At 66.7% G+C, this 17,536-nt stretch carries 12 protein-coding genes; 5 read left to right on the plus strand and 7 right to left on the minus strand.

Going from position 1 to position 17,536, the window contains the following annotated elements; genetic code table 11:
* Nucleotides 1-92: 92 nt before the first annotated feature.
* The 4 genes from F3K02_RS21850 to F3K02_RS21865 form a co-directional block, all read right to left on the minus strand.
* Nucleotides 93-524: a GNAT family N-acetyltransferase gene (locus F3K02_RS21850; RefSeq protein WP_177137861.1), complete on the minus strand. Its 432-nt coding sequence runs from the start codon at nt 522-524 to the stop codon at nt 93-95.
* A 207-nt stretch (nt 525-731) separates the two neighbouring features.
* Complete coding sequence (ettA, locus tag F3K02_RS21855) at nt 732-2,393, minus strand: energy-dependent translational throttle protein EttA (RefSeq protein ID WP_177137863.1); 1,662 nt, start codon at nt 2,391-2,393, stop codon at nt 732-734.
* Nucleotides 2,394-2,448: 55 nt separating this feature from the next.
* The gene (locus F3K02_RS21860) at nt 2,449-2,994 is read right to left on the minus strand and encodes a hypothetical protein (RefSeq protein ID WP_177137865.1); all 546 of its coding nucleotides are present in this window, start codon (nt 2,992-2,994) and stop codon (nt 2,449-2,451) included.
* 55 nt (nt 2,995-3,049) lie between these two features.
* A complete protein-coding gene (locus F3K02_RS21865) occupies nt 3,050-5,176 on the minus strand; it encodes a DUF1631 family protein (RefSeq protein WP_177137867.1) in 2,127 nt (708 codons plus the stop codon).
* A 328-nt stretch (nt 5,177-5,504) separates the two neighbouring features.
* On the opposite strand from F3K02_RS21865, the gene F3K02_RS21870 reads away from it, so the two are divergent.
* Nucleotides 5,505-7,313 (plus strand): DEAD/DEAH box helicase, encoded by a 1,809-nt coding sequence (locus F3K02_RS21870; protein WP_177137869.1) that lies wholly within the window; start codon nt 5,505-5,507, stop codon nt 7,311-7,313.
* Between the two features lie 92 nt (nt 7,314-7,405).
* Here F3K02_RS21870 and fdhF read toward each other — a convergent pair whose 3' ends face one another.
* Nucleotides 7,406-10,252, minus strand: coding sequence for a formate dehydrogenase subunit alpha (fdhF, locus tag F3K02_RS21875; RefSeq protein WP_177137872.1), 2,847 nt, complete (start codon nt 10,250-10,252; stop codon nt 7,406-7,408).
* Nucleotides 10,249-12,069: an NADH-ubiquinone oxidoreductase-F iron-sulfur binding region domain-containing protein gene (locus F3K02_RS21880; protein WP_177137874.1), complete on the minus strand. Its 1,821-nt coding sequence runs from the start codon at nt 12,067-12,069 to the stop codon at nt 10,249-10,251. The genes fdhF and F3K02_RS21880 overlap by 4 nt, the downstream gene beginning before the upstream one ends.
* Before the next feature lie 125 nt (nt 12,070-12,194).
* Between F3K02_RS21880 and F3K02_RS21885 the strand changes: the two genes are divergently transcribed.
* From F3K02_RS21885 to F3K02_RS21900, 4 genes are read left to right on the plus strand one after another with little or no spacing between them, the layout of a single operon-like run.
* Nucleotides 12,195-13,265: a substrate-binding domain-containing protein gene (locus tag F3K02_RS21885; RefSeq protein WP_177137876.1), complete on the plus strand. Its 1,071-nt coding sequence runs from the start codon at nt 12,195-12,197 to the stop codon at nt 13,263-13,265.
* A gap of 34 nt (nt 13,266-13,299) precedes the next feature.
* Nucleotides 13,300-14,418: an endonuclease/exonuclease/phosphatase family protein gene (locus tag F3K02_RS21890; protein WP_177137878.1), complete on the plus strand. Its 1,119-nt coding sequence runs from the start codon at nt 13,300-13,302 to the stop codon at nt 14,416-14,418.
* Nucleotides 14,399-15,061: a response regulator gene (locus F3K02_RS21895; RefSeq protein ID WP_177137880.1), complete on the plus strand. Its 663-nt coding sequence runs from the start codon at nt 14,399-14,401 to the stop codon at nt 15,059-15,061. Before F3K02_RS21890 ends, F3K02_RS21895 begins: the two co-directional genes overlap by 20 nt.
* On the plus strand, nt 15,058-16,428 hold the full coding sequence (locus tag F3K02_RS21900) for a sensor histidine kinase (RefSeq protein ID WP_177137882.1): 1,371 nt from the start codon (nt 15,058-15,060) through the stop codon (nt 16,426-16,428). The genes F3K02_RS21895 and F3K02_RS21900 overlap by 4 nt, the downstream gene beginning before the upstream one ends.
* A 33-nt stretch (nt 16,429-16,461) precedes the next feature.
* On the opposite strand, the gene F3K02_RS21905 is transcribed toward F3K02_RS21900, so the two are convergent.
* Nucleotides 16,462-17,376, minus strand: coding sequence for a 2OG-Fe(II) oxygenase (locus tag F3K02_RS21905; protein WP_218179546.1), 915 nt, complete (start codon nt 17,374-17,376; stop codon nt 16,462-16,464).
* Between the last annotated feature and the right edge of the window lie 160 nt (nt 17,377-17,536).

Consider the following 17,536-nt stretch of genomic DNA (forward strand, 5'->3'; position numbering starts at 1 on the left):
GCGGTCAACGCGCAGCGCTCCTCCGCCCGGCAGTGCCCGCGCGCGGTCAGGCACCGGCCCGTCGGCGGTGCCGGCAAAGGGCTGTGGGCGGCTCAGGGTTCATCAATGTAGCCGCGCTCGGCCGCCAGCGCCTGATTCTCGAAAATGGCCATGGCGGTGCGCATGCGCCGAAAGCCGAACTTCTTGTAGAACGGCTCCTTGCCGGGGACGGCATAGAGGATGATCTTCTTGTGGCCGGCAGACAAGGCCAGCAGTTTGGCGACGATTGCTTTGCCCAGGCCGGTGCCTTGGTGGCTGGGCATGACCGCCACGTCGCAGATATAGGAGCAGTCCGTCCCGTCGGCCAGCGCCCTGCCAACGCCCACAAGAACGCCGTTTTCACGAACGAAGCACCGGAACATGCTGTTGGTGAACGCAACCTGCAGGGTTGCGGGCAGCTTGTTCCCGAGCGGGGCGGCACGGTAGAGCGCCGCGAGCTCGCTCCAGTCGAGGTTGTCAATGGAATCGGACCATGCCAGCTTCATGTGTGCCCCTGTGAAATCTTCACGCTCAGAATGAGTCGCACCGTTGCGCAGCGGAAGGTACCCACAGCGACGTTGCTGATGCCGGTTTGAACACCCGTTTGACCGGAAATCGATGCCCCATGGAAAAAGCCCATCGGTGACCGATGGGCTTTTGGTTCTCTGATCTGGCTCCCGCACAAATCGGCGCAACCCGGTCGCTGAACCGCCTTATTTCAGTGCCTTGTAGCGGAAGCGGTGCGGCCGGGCACCCTCTTCGCCCAGGCGCTTCTTCTTGTCGGCTTCGTACTCCTGGTAGTTGCCGTTGAAGAACACCCACTGGCTGTCGCCTTCGGCGGCCAGGATGTGGGTGGCGATGCGGTCGAGGAACCAGCGATCGTGGCTGATGACGAGTGCGCAGCCGGCGAATTCGAGCAGCGCGTCTTCCAGGGCGCGCAGGGTTTCCACGTCCAGGTCGTTCGAGGGCTCGTCCAGCAGCAGCACGTTGCCGCCTTCGGCCAGGGTCTTGGCCAGGTGCAGACGACCGCGTTCACCACCCGAGAGGCTGCCGACGCGTTTCTGCTGGTCACCGCCCGAGAAGTTGAAGCGCCCGCAATACGCGCGGCTGGGCATCTGGAACTTGCCCACGGTGATCATGTCCAGGCCGCCCGAGATGTCTTCCCACACGGTCTTTTCGTTCGCCAGGTCGTCACGGCTCTGGTCCACCACGGCCATCTTCACGGTCTGGCCGATCTTGACTTCGCCGCTGTCGGGCTGCTCCTTGCCCGAGATCAGCTTGAACAGCGTGGACTTGCCCGCGCCGTTGGGGCCGATGATGCCGACGATCGCGCCGGCCGGGATCTGGAAGCTCAGGTTGTCGATCAGCAGGCGGTCGCCGAAGCTCTTGGAAACGTTCTTGAACTCGATCACTTCGTTGCCCAGGCGCTCGGCCACGGGAATGAAGATCTCATTGGTTTCGTTGCGCTTCTGGTAGTCGACGTCGCTCAGCTCTTCAAAGCGCGCCAGACGCGCCTTGCTCTTGGCCTGGCGGCCCTTGGGGTTCTGGCGCACCCACTCCAGTTCCTTCTTCATGGCCTTGGTGCGCGCGTCCTCGGTGCGCTGCTCCTGCTCCAGACGGGCTTCTTTCTGCTCCAGCCAGGTGGAGTAGTTGCCCTTGTAGGGAATGCCGTGGCCGCGGTCGAGTTCGAGAATCCACTCGGCCGCGTTGTCCAGGAAGTAACGATCGTGGGTGATGGCCACCACGGTGCCCGGGAAGCGCTTGAGGAACTGCTCCAGCCACTCGACCGACTCGGCGTCCAGGTGGTTGGTGGGTTCGTCGAGCAGCAGCATGTCGGGCTTGGACAGCAGCATGCAGCACAGGGCCACGCGGCGTTTTTCACCGCCGGAGAGCAGGCCGATCTTGGCTTCCCAGGGCGGCAGGCGCAGCGCGTCGGCGGCGATTTCGAGCTGGTGTTCGCTGTCGGTGCCTGCCGTGGAGATGATGGCTTCGAGCTGGGCCTGTTCGGCCGCCAGGGCGTCGAAGTCGGCATCCTCTTCGGCGTAGGCCGCGTACACCTCCTCCAGGCGCTTCTGCGCAGCGCGCACGCCACTCATGCTGGCCTCGACCGCTTCGCGCACGTTCTGCTCGGGGTCGAGCTTGGGTTCCTGGGGCAGGTAGCCGATGCGGATGCCCGGCATCGGGATGGCTTCGCCCTCGATTTCCTTGTCGATGCCGGCCATGATCTTCAGCAGCGTCGATTTGCCCGAGCCGTTGGTGCCGAGCACGCCGATCTTGGCGCCGGGGAAGAAGGACAGCGAGATGTCCTTGAGAATCTGGCGCTTGGGCGGCACGATTTTGCCGACCTTGTTCATGGAAAAGACGTATTGAGCCATTGCTGTCCTGTCGCTGGAGACGGTCTGAGAAAAGTCTTCGATTATCGCCGGCCCGTCAACTTTCATCCAGATCGTCGGGCAGGGGCCTGTTGACCAATTCCTGCAGCGATGCGGGCAGGACACCCGCACCCAGCCATTCGGGCAGGCGTTCGGGCAAATCCCAGCGGGCCTGCCTGAGCACCATCACCAGCCCCTGAAACCACAGGTGCGTGCCTTTGCGGCTCATGCGCAGGAGCATCGGGCCCGTTTCGGTGTCAAACGTCATCACGACCGACTGGCTGTTTGTGCGCGTGGTGATCCGGGTGCAGAGGCGCTCCTGGGCACCGCTCTGCTCACCGGGCAACACACGACCCGAGCGGATCTGCGCCGGGCGCTGGCCGGGCGCGACTTCGTTTAGAGACAGATCGTGCTCGATGGCAGCCCGGGTTGCCGCCGTCGCCCCACCCTGCTCGCCCGGCGTGGCCGCCTCGAAGGCCTTGAGCAACGGCCCCAGGATGTTGGCGACCATGCGCCGCGTGAGCCAGACCATGGCGTCCTGTTCGTGCACACGCATCCAGATGCGGTCCTGGGTGGCACTGTAGCCAAAGGTGGTGGTGGTCAATGAGCGATGTCCGGTCAAGGGCTGTTGGGGATGCGGCGGACAGGCGGATCCGGCTTCAGGCCAGGTCGTCCGGATCGTGGGCGTTGCGCAGGGCCTGCTGGGCCACGGCATCCAGCGCACCCTCGACCACCCCGCCCCGCGAGACGATCCTCAGCGCATCGGTCCCGAGCAGCCGGTCCAGCGTGCGGCGGGTCATGGAATGCGCCAGGCCGCTGGCGGAGATGAACATGAACAGGCTGCCGCGCGGGCTGGTCCAGGTGAGCTGGGCCCGCACCCACTGGCCCTGGGTCAACAGGTCGACCCAGGCGCCGGTCGACAAACCGGACTCGGCCGACTGCGCTGTGTCCGGCTCTTCGGGTTGCGGTGTACCCGCCACAAAACCGGCTTCGGCCGCCTCGCTGTCCGCCATCCAGAACGATTCCGCCGCATCGGCCGGAGCGCTGTCAGCGGTGGGCGCCGGGGTGGGGTGCGCGGTCAACACGGGCAGGACCGGGCTTTCAAAGGCCTGTTCGTGCAGGGCGACCAGGGCATCAAAAAACTGCCCCATGCGCTCGTCCGGGTACTCGATGCGCTGCAGGCCCTGCCGCAATTGCCCGAGCAGCCGGGGCACCAGCTTCAGCAGGCGCTCGGCGTCCCGGCGGATCAGCGCCGGCTGCGCACTCCAGATCAGATCGTCGGCCACGCCGTCCATGGCGGCCGCCTCATCGCCCTGGGCAGGGGATACCAGCTGCGATTCGGCCAAGGCCTGGGCCCAGGGGCCAGACAGAAAACGCTGCACGAACTCCGGCACCTCTTTGCCCTGCATGCGGTGCTGGAAGTCGGTGGACAGGCGCTCGGCCAGCATCTGTCGCTGCTCGGCATGCAGCAGGGCCCGGGTCGCCTCCTCGCGCAGCTGGTTCTTGCGCATGTCGTCTTCTTCCCAGCGCCGGCGCAGGCGCTTGAGCAGTCGCGCAAAAACTTCTTCGGAGGCCTGGACCCGGTTGATGGACCGGACCGCCGCCGTGATGGAACGCAGCAGGTCGGAGAAGCCTTCTTCGTTCGGGCTCAGGTACCCCAGGCTGCGCTGCGTGATGCTCTCCAGCAAGAGCCGGGCGGGGTGCTGCCGCTCGCTGAAGAAGCGCGGGTCGGCGAGGGCGAGCTGGATCAGTGCCGGTTCGAGCAGCCCGATCTGCTGGCGGATGACGGGCAGGAGGCGCTCGTCCCGGGTGAGGTTCTCCAGCATGAGGCGCACCACCTCCTGCCCCAGCAGGCGACCCAGGTTGTGCCCGGACACGACCGGCAGCTCGGCCACCGGTGGCTGCGCCGCGGGCGCGCTGACCCGCTGGCGCAGGCGCTGTATCAGCGGCTCGATCAGGTCCATGTCTTCCAGCGCGTTCATGGACAGCGGCATCGTGTGGATGAAACCCTCGCCCGCGTCCTGCGAGCTGAAATCGCCGGCCAGCAGCTGCCTCAGGTGTCCCAGGGTGAGCAGCGTTCGGCCGACCGCGTTGCGGGGGGTCTTGTCCTGCAGCAGCGTTTGGGGACTCTCCAGCGGCTCGACGCCGTGCGCGTGCAGCCACTGGATCAGCTCGCGGTACACCTGCCGCAGGCTCTCGCCCAGGATGCCGGCCACGGGGACGAACAGGGCGCTGCGCTGCGCCGGATCGGGCACATGCACCAGCAGGACCGCCCGCAAGGCGCGCGCGTAGGCGGCCGGCCGCAAGGGGTTGAGATCGGGCTGCACCGTGAGCCAGCCCATGAGACTGCTCATCAAGGCATTCAGCCTCGGCAGCAGGCCCGCCGTGGCCCGCGAGAGCTCCTGCTCGACCATCGCGAACTCGATGCTGGCGTCGATGTGCCGGTCGTCCAGCTGGCGCAGGTCGTCAAACCGGACGGTCAACTGGCTTTCGTTTTCGTGCCCGCCACCCTCGAAAAACTGGCGGCGCAGCTCGCGGTCCCAGGTCGCCTTGAGGGCGTCCGAATGGAGCACCAGTTGCTCCACCTGATCCGGGTCGATGGCGGCCAGCTCCTGCGGCAGGTTCGTCAGCCGCCCGGGGTCGGTCACCAGGGACAGGTGCACCAGTACCTCGTCGATCATCGAGTCGGAAACCGACAGGGCCGCCTCCAGGCCATGCTGGAGGGAGGGCCGCAACTTGCCGGTGTCGTTGGCCACACCGGAGCGGATCAGCTTTTGGGTGTTCATTCGCTTTCAGGGTCCATGAATCGACTCGCCCGGATGGGGGATTCACCGGGCGCTTGCGCACGGCGTGGGCCAGCGCGCCATTATGAAATCGGCCGTCGCCGGGTGCGGCGACGGCCCTTCCCAGCGCCCATTCTGCAAGACATGCGACAATACGCGGGTTGCGCTGCATCAGTGACTCGCAACACCAGCAGCCTGCTGGAGGTTCAGCGTCTCGCCCTGTCGAGCCCGCCGGCCCACCTTGTTGACCCTGTCTGCCTTCAACTGAACGGACGCTTAGGCGCCCGACCAGGCAGATGTCCCCAGCGCCCTGGATGGGCGCCTCACCTTAATGAACTTCGAAGAACTGAACCTGGCCCCGGCCATTGTCCAAGCTGTGCGCGAGCACGGTTACGAAACCCCCACCCCCATCCAGGCCGAGGCGATCCCCGCCGTGCTGGCCGGGCGCGATCTGCTCGGTGGTGCCCAGACCGGCACCGGCAAGACCGCCGCCTTCACCCTGCCCATGCTGCACCGGCTGAGCATCGGCGAGCGCGCCAAGAGCAAATTCGGCGGCATCGCGATCCGTGCCCTGGTGCTCACGCCCACCCGCGAACTCGCGGCCCAGGTCGAAGAATCGGTGCGCACCTACGGCAAACACCTCTCGCTGACCTCCACCGTGATCTTCGGCGGCGTCGGCATGAACCCCCAGATCAACGCCATGAAGCGTGGCGTGGACATCCTGGTGGCCACGCCCGGTCGCCTGCTCGACCTGCAGCAGCAGGGCTTTCTGGACCTCTCCGGCGTGCAGATGCTGGTGCTGGACGAAGCCGACCGCATGCTCGACATGGGCTTCATCCACGACGTGAAGAAAATCCTGGCCCTGGTGCCGAAAGAAAAGCAGAGCCTGCTGTTCTCGGCCACCTTCAGCGACGAGATCCGCGACCTGGCCAACAACCTGCTCAAGGACCCACTGAGCATCCAGGTGACCCCGCGCAACACCACGGTGCAGCGCATCACCCAGGTGATCCACCCCGTGGGTCGCGGCAAGAAAAAGCAGTTGCTGGTGCACATCATCAACCAGCACAACTGGAGCCAGGTGCTGGTATTCACGCGCACCAAGTTCGGCGCCAACAACGTGGCCGAGTTCCTGACGAAAAACGGCATCCAGGCGATGGCGCTGCACGGCAACAAGAGCCAGGGTGCCCGCACCCAGGCGCTGGCCGGCTTCAAGAGCGGCGACATCCGCGCCCTGGTGGCGACCGACATCGCAGCGCGCGGCATCGACATCGACGAGCTGCCGCACGTGGTGAACTACGAAATCCCGAACGTCAGCGAAGACTATGTGCACCGCATCGGCCGCACCGGCCGCGCGGGCAAGAGCGGTGAAGCCGTCAACCTCGTGAGCCTCGATGAAGAAGGCTTCATGATGGACATCGAGCGCTTCACCAAGCAGCAGATCCCGGTGCAGATCTTCCAGGAGTTCATGCCCGAGCCGGGTGAGAAGGCGGAGCCCATCGCCATGGGCCGCCAGACCATCTGGGGCGGCGCCGGCAAGCCGCCGAGCCGCGACGTGATGGCCGCTGCCGCCAAGGCCGCGCGCACCGAGATGCTGCAGCGCGTGCGTGAGAAAAAAGCCGATGCACCGCAAGGCGCCCGCGGCAACGGTGGTGGCCAGCGCCAGCGTCCGGCGGCGCAAGGTGACGGTCAGCCGCGTGGCGAAGGCGCCCGCGACGGTCAACGCGCCGACGGCCGCCGCAATGCCGGCCCAGGCCGCAATGGCCCGGCCAACGGTCCCCGCAACGGCCCGCCGCGCAGCGGTGGCAACGCACCGCGCAATGCCGAGCGCGCCGACCGTGGACCTCGTGAAGACCGGGGCCCGCGCGAAGACCGTGGTGACGGCAGCGAGCGCCAGCCCGGCCCGAACGCGCACCTGGGCAGCCTGCGCATCCGCGAGCCGCGTGCCCGCGCCGCGGCACCGGGTGGACAGCCCGATCCGCTGCGCACCAGCATCGACTCGATCGGTGGACGTGGTCGCGGCAACGGTGGCGGTGGTGGCAATGGCAACCGCGGTGGCCGCGGCGGCCCGGGTCGTGGCGATGGTCCGCGTGGTGGTGGCCCGGCCGATCCGCTGCGCACCAGCTTCGGTCGCATCCGCTGATCTGAACATCGGCTCCCTGCCCTGAACCTCGTGTTCAGGGCCCCATCACAGCGGACTTCGGTCCGCTGTTTTGTTTGTGAGCCTCGTGCCTTTCAGGCAGTCAGCGCAGGTGTGGCTTCGCCACCGCCGTAGCCGACGCCCGCGTGCAGATCGCCCCCCGCGCTCACCGCGACCGCGCAGTACTTGAACTCCGGGATCTTGCCGAACGGGTCCAGCGCAGGGTTGGTCAGCAGGTTGGCGGCCGCTTCGGCGTAGGCAAAGGGGATGAACACCGTGCCGGGCGGCATGCCGTCGTCGCGGCGCGCGTGCAGCGCCACCGTGCCACGGCGCGAACGCACCGTCACCACGCCGCCGGCCGGCACACCCAGGCGCGCCAGCTCGCTGCCGTTCAGGCTCACGGTGGGGTGGGGCTCCACGGCGTCCAGCACCTGGCTGCGGCGCGTCATGCTGCCGGTGTGCCAGTGTTCGAGCTGGCGGCCGGTGATGAGCACGAAGGGATAGTCGGTGTCCGGCAGTTCAGCGGCGGGCTTGAAGCCGGCCGGTACCAGTTGCACGCGGCCGTCGGCCGTGGCGAAGTGTTCGGTGAAAACGATGGGCTGGCCCGGGTCTTCCGCGCTCAGGCAAGGGTAGGTCACGCTGTCTTCGCGCTCCAGGCGCTCCCAGCTCACACCCGCGATCACGCCGTGCATGGCCTGGCGCATTTCTTCGTAGACCGCGGCCACACCGGACTCTTCGCCTGCGTAGTTCCACGCGAGCCCGAGGCGTTTTGCGAGTTCCTGGATGATCCACAAGTCGGGTTTGGCCTCCCCCGGCAAATCCAGAGCGCGCCGGCCCATCTGCACCATGCGGTCGGTGTTGGTCACCGTGCCGGTCTTTTCGGGCCAGGCGCTGGCGGGCAGCACCACGTCCGCCAGCCAGGCGGTTTCGGTCATGAACAAGTCCTGCACCACCAGGTGCTGCAAGCTGGCCAGCCCTTCGCGTGCGTGGTTCAAATCCGGGTCGCTCATGGCGGGGTTCTCGCCCATCACGTACATGCCCCAGATCTTCTGCGGATCGCTGGCGGGGGCTTTGGCCTTGTGCAGGATTTCGACCACGGTCAGGCCGGGCTGGTCGTCCAGCTCGGTGTTCCAGAACGCTTCGAACCAGTCGTGCACCTCGGGTGTGTTCACGCGCTGGTAGTTGGGGTACATCATCGGAATCAGGCCCGCGTCGCTCGCGCCCTGCACGTTGTTCTGGCCACGCAGCGGATGCAGACCGGTGCCGGGCCGGCCGATCTGGCCGGTGATGCTGGCCAGTGCGATCAGGCAGCGCACGTTGTCGGTGCCATGCGTGTGCTGGCTCACGCCCATGCCCCAGAGGATCATCGACGCCGGGCTGGTGGCGTAGGCCCGCGCCACCTCGCGGATGGTCTCGGGCGTGATGCCGCAGATCGGCGACATGGCTTCCGGCGTGGTGAGCTGCACCTGCGCACGGAGGGCCTCGAAGTTGTCCACGCGGCGGGCGATGAAGTCGGCGTCGGTCAGGCCTTCTTCAATCACCACGTGCAGCATGGCGTTGAGCAGGGCCACGTCGGTGTCGGCCTTGAACTGCAGGCTGCGCCAGGCGTGGCGGTGCAGGTCGGTGCGGCGCGGGTCGGCCAGCACGATCTGCGTGCCGCGCGCGGCGGCGTTCTTCATCCAGGTGGCGGCCACCGGGTGGTTGCTGGTGGGGTTGGAGCCGATCACCAGCACGAACGCGGCGTGTTCCACATCGTTCACGGGGTTGCTCACCGCGCCCGAGCCCACACCTTCGAGCAGCGCGGCCACGCTGGACGCGTGGCACAGGCGCGTGCAGTGGTCCACGTTGTTGCTGCCAAAACCGGTGCGCACCAGCTTCTGGAACAGGTAAGCCTCTTCGTTGCTGCCCTTGGCCGAGCCAAAGCCCGCCAGCGCCTTTTTGCCGTGCGTGTCGCGCAGGTGCTTCAGGCCACCAGCCGCCGCCTCCAGCGCTTCGTCCCAGGTGGCTTCACGGAACACGGCGCGCCAGTCACCGGGCCGGGCCGTGGAGTTCGGATCCTTGGGCACACCGGCCTTGCGGATCAGCGGCTTCGTCAGGCGCTGCGCGTGGTGCGCGTAGTCAAAACCGAAACGACCCTTGACGCACAGGCGCCCCTGATTCGCCGGGCCGTCTCGGCCTTCCACGGCCACAATTTTGTTGTCCTTGACCTTGTAGATCAGCAGGCAGCCGACGCCGCAATACGGGCACACCGAATCCACGCTCTTGTCCACGCGCTGGTCGCCGACCAGCGTCTTCGGCATGAGCGCGCCGGTGGGGCAGGCCTGCACACATTCACCACAGGCCACGCAACTGCTCTCGCCCATGGCGTCACCGAGATCAAACACGATCTGCGCATGACCACCGCGGTAGGCCACGCCGATCACGTCGTTCATCTGCGTTTCGCGGCAGGCGCGCACGCAGCGCGTGCACTGGATGCAGGCGTCCAGGTTCACCGCCATGGCCGGGTGACTCAGGTCGGGCGCCGGCGCGGGCGCGCGCAGCGCTTTCAGTTCGGGGCGCGCCGTCACGCCCAGGGCGTTCGCCCAGTGGCTGAGTTCGCCGTGAGGCTGCTCGCCTTGCTCGTCGGCCCACTTGTGGCCCGCGTCGGGCCGGTCGGCCAGCAGCAACTCCAGCACCAGCTTCTGGCTCTTCAGGGCGCGCTCGCTCTTGGCCTTCACCTCCATGCCGTGCGTGACCGTGCGGCAGCACGACGGCGCGAGCGTGCGCTCGCCCGCCACCTCGACCACGCAGGCACGGCAGTTGCCGTCGGCGCGCAGCCCGTCGGAAAAACACAGGTGCGGGATGTCCACGCCGTGGCGCTGCGCGGCCTTGAGCACGGTCTCGCCCGCCTGGGCCTGCAGTTCGACGCCGTCGAGCTTGAAGGAAATGGTGGAAGTTCTCATGTCGAAGCCTTTGCGCCAGCTGCCTGCACTTCGTGCGGAAAGTATTTCAAAACACAACGCATCGGGTTGGGCGCGGCCTGGCCCAGGCCGCAGATCGACGCATCGGTCATCACCACGGCCAGGTCTTCCAGCGTGAGCGCATCCCAGTCGCCCGGCTGCGCCATCAAGGCCGCGGCTTTTTCGGTTCCGACGCGGCAGGGCGTGCACTGGCCACAGCTCTCGTGCGCAAAGAAACGCATGGCGTTGAGTGCGGCGTCGCGCGCGCTGTCGGCCTCGCTGAGCACCACCACCGCCGCCGAGCCGATGAAGCTGCCGTGGGGTTGCAGGGTGTCAAAGTCCAGCGGCTCGTCCGCCAAAGAAGCCGGCAGGATGCCGCCCGACGCACCACCAGGCAGGTAGGCGTAGAGCGTGTGCCCCTCGACCATGCCGCCGCAGTATTCGTCCACCAGTTCGCGCAGCGTGATGCCCGCCGGCGCGAGCTTGACGCCGGGTTGTCGCACGCGACCGCTCACGCTGAACGAGCGCAGGCCCGTGCGACCGTTGCGCCCAAAACCGCTGAACCAGGCCGGGCCGCGCTGCACGATGTCGCGCACCCAGTAGAGCGTTTCAAAGTTGTGTTCCAGCGTGGGCCGGCCGAACAGGCCGACCTGCGCGATGTAGGGCGGCCGCAGGCGCGGTTCGCCGCGTTTGCCCTCGATGCTCTCGATCATGGCGGATTCTTCGCCGCAGATGTAGGCGCCCGCGCCGCGCCGCAGCTCGATGTGCGGCAGCGGAAACGGCGGCTCGGCCTGCAGCCGCTCCAGCTCGGCGGCGAGGATGGCGCGCGCGCCGTGGTACTCATCGCGCAGGTAGATGTAGACGGCCTCAATGCCCACCACCTGCGCCGCCACCAGCAGACCTTCCAGAAAACGGTGCGGATCACGCTCCAGGTAGGTGCGGTCCTTGAAGGTGCCGGGTTCGCCTTCGTCGATGTTGACCGCCATCAGGCGCGGTGCGGGTTGCTCGCGCACGATGCGCCACTTGCGCCCGGCCGGGAAACCGGCGCCGCCCAGTCCACGCAGGCCCGAGTCTTCCATGGCTTTGAGCACCGTTTCGGTGGTGCACGCGTCGGTCTGCACCGCCGTCGCCAGCGCGTAGCCGCCTTGCGCGCGGTAGGCGGCGTAACCCACGTACGCGGGCGCCACGTCCTGCAAGCCCGCCGTGATCACACAGGGTGCCACCGCCGCCGGGTCGAAGGCGCCGTCGTCGCGCGCAGCGGGGTGCGTTGTCACCCCAGACGCAAACGCGTTCTGCACAGAGGCCACATCGGCCAGCAATACGGGCGACTGCCCCACCACCGCCACCGGCGCCTGCTCGCAGCGGCCCACGCAGGGCGCGGGGATCACGCGCACATCTGGACCCAGGATCGCGGGCAATTTCGCCAGCAGGGCCTGCGCACCGGCCATGGCGCAACTCAGCCCGTCGCACACGCGCACGGTGAGCGCGGCCGGCGTGTCACCCTCGCGCAGCACCTCGAAGTGGTGGTAGAAGCTCGCGACCTCGAACACCTCGGCCATGGACAGGCGCATTTCGGCCGCCAGCGCCACCAGGTGGCGCTCCCACAGGCCGCGGTGCGCATCGTTGAGCGCGTGCAGGTGTTCGATCAGCCGATCGCGCCGGTGCGGACCGGTGCCGATCAGGGCGCGCACCTCGGCGCGCGATGCGTCATCGGGCTGCCGGCCCTTGAGCTGGCCGCGGCGCCGCAGCTGGGCACGCAGGGCATCGGGTGTGGCCACGGGGACCGCGGTGGGGGTTGGCAATGGGCTGGAGGCAATCATGGGCTGGTGGTGGTTCGCGCCGGGCGCTCGGGTCGCGTGGACAATGGTCGCTTGCGCGGCGGCACTTGGCAATATGAGTCGGGTCGCCACAGCCATATGAGCCGCGCCGCATAAAGTTGCCCACGATGAAAAAAATCACCATCAAACCGGTCTGGACCATCCAGGGCGCCGACAACGTGGCCCTGTCGCCGCGGCTGATCGAGCTGCTGAGCGCGGTGCACCAGGAAGGCAGCCTGCTCGCCGCCTGCCAGCGCCTGGGTCTGTCGTACCGCCACGGCTGGGACCTGGTGCGCGCGGGCGAAGCCCACTTCAACACCACGCTGCTGCACATGGAACGCGGCAAGGGTTCCACCCTGTCGCCGCTGGCCGAAAAACTGGTGTGGGCCGATCACCGCATCCTGGCGCGCCTGCAGCCCATCCTCGACTCCATCGCTTCGGAGCTGGCCACGGAGATTGCCCGCGTGTCGCCCACCGGCGGGCAGGCCTTCCGCATCCACGCCAGCTACGGCTTCTCCATCGAAAAACTGGTGGAGTCGCTGATGGCCGAGGGCGTTCCGATCGAGCGCCGTTACGCCACCAGCACCGCCGCCGCCGCGGCCCTGCGCGACGGCGCCTGCGACGCCTGCGGCATCCACATCCCCATCGGTTCGCAGCAGCCGCGAGCGCTGGCGCACTACGCGCAGTGGCTCGACGGCGAAGACCTGCGGGTGATCGACATCGCCACGCGGCGCCAGGGCCTGATGGTCGCGCCGGGCAACCCGCGCAAGATCTACGACCTGCAGGACCTGACCCGCGCCGACGTGAAGTTCATCAACCGGCCGGCGGACTCGGGCACGCGGTTCCTGCTCGAAGGCCTGCTGCGCGAAAAAGGACTGACCGACCGACCCATCCAGGGCTTCGAGCAGAGCGAAGCCACGCACGCCTCGGTGGCCGCCTACGTGGCCAGCGGTCTGGCCGATGCCGGCTTCGGGCTGGAGCGGCCCGCGCGCTATTTCCAGCTCGACTTCATCCCCATGGTCAACGAGCGCTACGTGCTGGTCTGCCGCGCGGCCACCCTGGACAACCCCGCCATGCAGGCGGTGAAACGCACGCTGGCCGACCCCGACTTCAAGCGCACGGTCGACGCACTGCCCGGCTACGACGCGGCGCACTCGGGGCGGATCACGCCCTGGCGCGAGGCCTTCGCCAGCGCCTGAGCACAGGCACCCCTCCGCTGGTTACAGTGCAACCATGCAAGTCCCTGTCCCGCCCAACACTCCGCGTTTTGCCACCTTGATGGTGGCCACCGCCAACGTGCTCAACCTGGCACAACCCGGGCGGCATTTCTACGACGGCCAGGACCCCTACAGCCAGCACGAGTTCGACCGCAAGGTGGCTTGGCTCGGCGAGCGCTTCAAGGCGCTCAACGCCGACGTGCTTGCGGTGCAGGAAGTGTGGGACGAGCTCGCGCTGCGCGCGGCCGTGGCGCGCAGTGGCTTGCAATACGGCTTCGTGGGCGTACCCGGTGCGGAAAACGGCCCCGGGCAACAGGGCGCGCTTGGCACGCCGCGCGTGGGCATCGTGACACGGCTCAAGGTCGAGTCGGTCACATCGCTGACCGACTTTCCCGCCGCTGCGGTGGTGGACGTGCCGGGCCTCGGACAGCACACCCGCTTCGAGCGCCCACCGCTGCTGGCCATCCTGCGCTTGAAGCACGGCCAGGAAGTGGCCGTGATCACGGCGCACCTGAAGTCCAAGCGACCCAAGTACCTGCAGGACGCCGAGGGCCACCCGCTGGAAGACCCGGACGACCCGGCGGTGCAGGCCTTGGGCTCGCTGCGCTCGCTGATCATGCGCGCCGGCGAGGCGCTGGCGCTGCGGCTGAAAGTGGTGGAACTGCTGCACCGCACGCGCCTGCCGCTGATCGTCATGGGCGACCTGAACGACGGGCCGCACAGCGTCACCACCCAGCTGATCGCCGCCACCTCGCAGGTGGCCTACGACAAGGGTGCGCGCGACAACGCGCTCTTCAGCGCCTGGGACGTGATGGGCGAGGCCGCGCTGCGCCGCGACGTGGCCTTTTCCCACATCCACCAAGGCTACCCCGAGGTGCTGGACCAGGTGCTCGTGAGCGAGGAGTTCGTGGCCACCAGCCGCTCATCGATCGGTGATGTGCGGCGCGTCGAGGTGTTCAACGACCACCTGTTCGAAGGCCGCGACCGCAGCCGCAGCGACCACGGTTTTGTGCGCGCGCTGCTGCGACTGCGACTGCCGGAACCGGCACAGCAAGCGGTGGGGGAGCGCATCGGTTCTGGTGTAATTGAGCGCTGGCCAAGTACCACTGACCCCCATGAAACTGCTGCTCGCTGAAGACGATGCCATGCTGGGCGACAGCATGGAAAAAGGCCTGAATCTGGCCGGGTTCACCCTGGACCGGGTGCGCGACGGCCAGCATGTCCTGAATGCACTGGAAAGCCACACCTACGATGTGATCCTGCTCGACATCGGGCTGCCCAAGATCGACGGTCTGGAGCTGCTGCGCCGCATGCGCCAGCAAGGTGTCGGTACCCCGGTGATGTTCGTGACCGCCCGGGACGCCGTTCACGATCGTGTGGCCGGATTGAACCTGGGTGCCGACGACTACCTGAGCAAGCCCTTTGATCTCGATGAACTGACCGCTCGCATCCATGCGCTCGCCCGCCGGCAGATGGGTCAAAGCCAGCCGCAGCTCCAGCTGGGCCGACTGCAACTGAACCCGATCGAGCGACTGGCACGGCTCGGCGAGACCGCCCTGGCGCTGTCGCCGCGCGAGTTCGACCTGTTGGAAATACTGATGCGCCAACCCGGTGCCGTGCTGTCGCTGGACCTGCTCGAAAAGCAGCTCTACACCTGGGGCAACGAAGTCACCAGCAACGCCGTCGAGGTGCATCTGCACAACCTGCGCAAGAAGCTGGGCGAGCCCTGGATCGTGAACGTGCGGGGCGTGGGCTACAAGCTGGTGCAACTCGCTTGAGATCCATCCGGTCACGCCTTCTGCTCTGGCAGATCTCGGCCCTGCTGTTGACGGCGGTGGTGGTCAGCGTTCTGATTTTTCGGCTCGCCTGGGTGGGGTTCAACGATGTGCGGGACCAGGGACTCGAACAGATCGCACAGACCGTGCTGCGACACGATCCTTCGCTGGAGGCCAGCAGCCACCTGGTTCCCTCCCATGCCCAGCAGGATCTGTCCATTCTGGAAAAAAGGTGGTTTGCCGACGACGAATACCTTGACCAGTTCGTCAGCCAGATATGGAGCAACCAGGGCGGGTTGCTCTATTCGTCGTTACCGGAGGTGGGGCCGCCCATGCAGGCGCAGGGGCACCACATCGTCACCTGGCGCGGTCAGAGCTGGCGCCTGTACACCCTGCCGCATGCGGAGCGCGTGGTTCAGGTGGCGGTGACCACCCATATCCGGCGGCAGCACTTCTACGTGCTGATCACCTGGCTCCTGATTCCGCTGGGCGTGCTGGTGCTGGTGCTGGGCCTGCTGATCCATCAGGCGGTGCTGCGCTCGCTGCGCCCGCTCGAAAGCATGCGCCGCGAATTGGGCCAACGTGATGTGGCCGGCTTGCGGCCGTTGTCCACCAGCGAACTGCCCAGGGAACTCGTTCCCCTGGCCGAGACCCTCAATCAACTGCTCACCCGCCTCGACACCCTGCTGGTCAACCAGCGGCGCTTTCTCGCCGATGCCGCGCACGAGCTCAACACACCCCTGGCCGCCGTCAAGCTGCAGGCCCAGCTGGTGCGGCGCGCGCCCGAGACCGACCGGCTCATCGCGCTGGATGAACTGGATCGCGGCATTGCGCGCACCGGTCACCTGGTGTCGCAGTTACTGCTGCTCGCACGGCTGGAACCCGATGCGCGCCAAACCGAACGCTCGCTGGTGCAACTGGATGAACTGGTGCGCGGGGCCGTGGTGTCATTTGCGGCGCGTGCCGCCGAGCAGCACATCGACCTGGGCCTGATCTCTGCCGATCCGGCCCGTGTGTGGGGCGATGAGCAGGCACTGTGCGCCCTGCTCGACAACCTGGTGGACAACGCCTTGCGCTACGCGGGGGAAGGTGCCCGCGTGGACCTGGCCTTGCGCGTGGTCGACAACCAGGCCGTGGTCGAGGTGATGGACAACGGGCCCGGCATTGCACCGGCGGACCGTGAAAGGGTCCAGGAACGCTTCGTCCGGCTGGATCAGGGACAGTCCACCGGCAGCGGGCTCGGTCTGGCCATCGTGCGAAGCATTGTTGAACGGCACAAGGCCCGGCTGGAACTGGGCACAGCGCCGACCGGGGGGTTGCTGGTGCGCATTCGCCTGGCGTTGGCCAAGGACACCACCAAGCCCAACTGAACGCCGCACAGGGCGGCGTGGGACTGGCCGCGCTCAGCCGCGTTTCTGGATCGTCCCGCTGAAGAAGCGCTCACGCATGCGCCTGGCGGTGCGCCACAGAATGGGGGGAGCAAAGTCCTGACCCATACGCCAAAAGACGCCTTTGAATTCCTCGGTGGGACGTGCCTTGAAAATGGTGGTGTGGATACCGTCGGCTTCACCCTTGGGCCGACCATTGGTGTAGAAATAGAGCGCCAACGATTTGCGCGTCATGTCTTCGGGGCAATTCAGGGGATCGGGGTGCCCGTGAAAGGATTCGCTGGTGGTGGAAAAGATGGCCAACCGGTTGAAAACCGGCAGGATCTTGTCACCGCAGAACGACGTGTCCTTGTTCCACAACTCCAGATTGCCGCCGTATTCCTCTTTCCAGTCCTTGTTCAAATACAGCAGGATGTTGACGCGCCGGTCCAGAAAGGTGGCGTCGTGGTGATTGAAGTCGGCGTGGAGTTTGAGCAGACCACCGCGGCGGATCTGGTGCAAACCACCACCACGCAATGCCGGATCGGGAATCAGGTTCGGAATGCCCGTGACCTTTTCCAGAAACCGCAGGAAGGGCAGTGAATGCAGCTGGTAGAACAAGTTGCGGGTCACCGGTCCGAACTTCGACTCATCGGCGCAAACCAGCTTGATTTCGGTCTGGCGGTTGTAGTTGTGCCAGTCAATATCACCCGGCTGGGGAAACTCCTTCAGCACGGCGTCTGCCACGTCTTCGGGCAAAAAATTGTCGAATGCGATATGGGGAAAAGGAGACCCCTGTTTGTATTTGACCGCGCCCTCTGTCGCCAGGGCGGCGTATTTCGGGTCATCAAAAATGAACCGATTGGTCAGTCCTTTGGCCGGCATTGTGTGCTCCTCGACACCTGTTCGTGAATACTTCGTGCCGCGAGCCATCACACGATCTGCATCCATCACACCTCCACGTGAATGGAACGCATGTGCCCCCTCGCAGCCAGCCTGAAAATGTAAAGAATCGCCACTTAAGAATCACTTAAGACAACGCGGCAACTGGGGGGGTTGCACACTGGCTGCTTCGGGACACCCCGGGGGAAACGGCGATCGCAACACGCCG

The organism is Hydrogenophaga aromaticivorans (assembly GCF_013387465.1).
Classification (GTDB): domain Bacteria; phylum Pseudomonadota; class Gammaproteobacteria; order Burkholderiales; family Burkholderiaceae_C; genus Hydrogenophaga; species Hydrogenophaga aromaticivorans.